The organism is Streptomyces barringtoniae (assembly GCF_020819595.1).
Classification (GTDB): domain Bacteria; phylum Actinomycetota; class Actinomycetes; order Streptomycetales; family Streptomycetaceae; genus Streptomyces; species Streptomyces barringtoniae.
In genome coordinates, this window is record NZ_JAJHNP010000065.1 from 1 (window position 1) to 2,134 (window position 2,134).

At 72.4% G+C, this 2,134-nt stretch carries 1 protein-coding gene; it reads left to right on the plus strand.

The genetic code is table 11. The features are described from left to right. Positions 1-2,134: acyltransferase domain-containing protein (locus LMU33_RS40695; protein WP_228627126.1), on the plus strand; the 2,134-nt coding region annotated here is incomplete at both ends.

The window sequence follows — 2,134 nt, forward strand, 5'->3', positions numbered from 1 at the left end:
GGACGAGCCGACGCCGCACGTGGACTGGTCGGCGGGCGCGGTGGAGTTGCTGACCGAGGCGCGGGAGTGGCCGGAGACCGGCCGCCCTCGCCGGGCGGGTGTGTCGTCCTTCGGTTTCAGCGGCACCAACGCCCACACCATCCTCGAAGAGGCACCCGAAGGCGACGTGACCGACGCTCCCCGGACGCGGTCGTACCCGGCCGCCACGGTCGTGCCGCTGCTCGTGTCGGCGATGGACGCCGACGCTCTGCCGGCGCAGGCCGACAGGTTGTGGTCGCATCTGACGACGCGCCCCGAACTGGGCCTGGCGGACATCGGATACTCACTGGCCGTGGGCCGCTCGTCCTTCGAAGAGCGCGCGGTGGTCGTGGCATCGGAGCACGACTCTGCGGTGGCCGGCCTTCAGGCCCTGGCCCTGGGCAGCCCGTCGCCCCGAGTCATCCGTGGCAGCACAGCCAGCCGGGGCAAGTCGGCGTTCCTGTTCACCGGTCAGGGCAGCCAGCGGCTGGGGATGGGCCGGGAGCTGTACGACGCCTACCCCGTGTTCACCCGGGCACTGGACGAGATCCTTGCCCACTTCGAAATCCCGCTGCGCGAGGTGATGTTCGGTGACGATGCCGGGCTGCTCGACCAGACGGCGTATACCCAGCCCGCGTTGTTCGCGGTGGAGGTGGCGCTGTTCCGGTTGCTGGAGTCGTGGGGCATCAGGCCGGATTTCGTCTCCGGTCATTCGATCGGTGAGATCGCGGCCGCTCATTGTGCGGGTGTGCTGTCGCTGGCTGACGCGTGCACGCTGGTGGCGGCGCGTGGGCGGCTGATGCAGGAGCTGCCCGCCGGTGGTGCGATGGTGGCGGTGCAGGCGACCGAGGACGAGGCCACGCCGTTCCTGACCGACGTCGTGAGCATCGCGGCCGTCAACGGCCCGGCCTCCGTGGTCGTGGCCGGTGACGAGGACGTCGTACTGGAGATCGCCGCCCGCTTCGGGGAGCAGGGGCGCAAGACCCGTCGCCTGACGGTCAGCCACGCGTTCCACTCCCCGCACATGGACGGCATGCTGGCCGACTTCCGCAAGGTCGCGGAGGGGCTGTCGTACGAGGCCCCGCGCATCCCGGTCGTCTCCAACCTCACCGGCGCCGTGGCGACCGCCGAGGAGATCACCAGCCCCGACTTCTGGGTGCGCCACGTCCGCGAGGCCGTGCGCTTCCACGACGGCATCCGCGCCCTCGAAGCGCACAACGTGACGACTTTCGTCGAACTCGGACCCGACGGTGTGTTGTCGGCGATGGGCCAGGAGTGCGTGACCGGCGAGGACCGGATGTTCGTGCCCGTGCTGCGCAGGGGACGCGCCGAGCCGGAGACGCTGGTGACGGGGCTCGGACAGGCTCATGTGCGCGGTGTCGCGGTGGACTGGCGGGCGTTCTTCGCCGATGGGGGAGCCCGCCGCGTCGACCTGCCCACCTATGCGTTCCAGCACCGGCGTTACTGGCCGCGGACTTCCCTGCCGTCGGCGGACGCGGGGTGGCGCTACCGGGTGGTCTGGCAGCCGCTGCGTGAGAGCGGTGCGAGCCGGCTGCCCGGGGAGTGGCTGACGGTGGTGCCGCGCGCCGGAGCCGCGGCAGATGTCATCGAGGGACTGGCCCGGCACGGGGCCCGCCTCAGGCAACTGACCGTCCCCGTCGACGGCGCCGACCGGCACTCGCTGGCCGCGCTGATCCAGGACGCCGTCGGCGACGCGCCGGAGCTCGAGGGCGTGCTGTGGCTGCCGAACGCCGGCACGGGCGCCGCTGCGTCCGCCTTGTTGGTCCAGGCACTGGGCGACGCCGGTGTCACGGCACCCCTGTGGTGTGTCACCCGTGGCGCGGTCGCCACGGCCGCCTCCGAGCCGGTGCACGACGCCGTGCAGGCACAGATCTGGGGTCTGGGACGGGTGGCTGCCCTGGAGCACCCGGGACGCTGGGGCGGACTGGTCGACCTGCCGCGGACGCCGGACGAGCGGGCACTGTCCCGGCTGGTCGGCGTGCTCGCCGGCAGCGGCCACGAGGACCAGGTCGCGGTACGCTCCTCGGCCCTCTTCGGACGCCGGCTGCTGCGGGCACCGCAGGGCCCCGAGCACGAGGACGCCTGGACCCCCCGC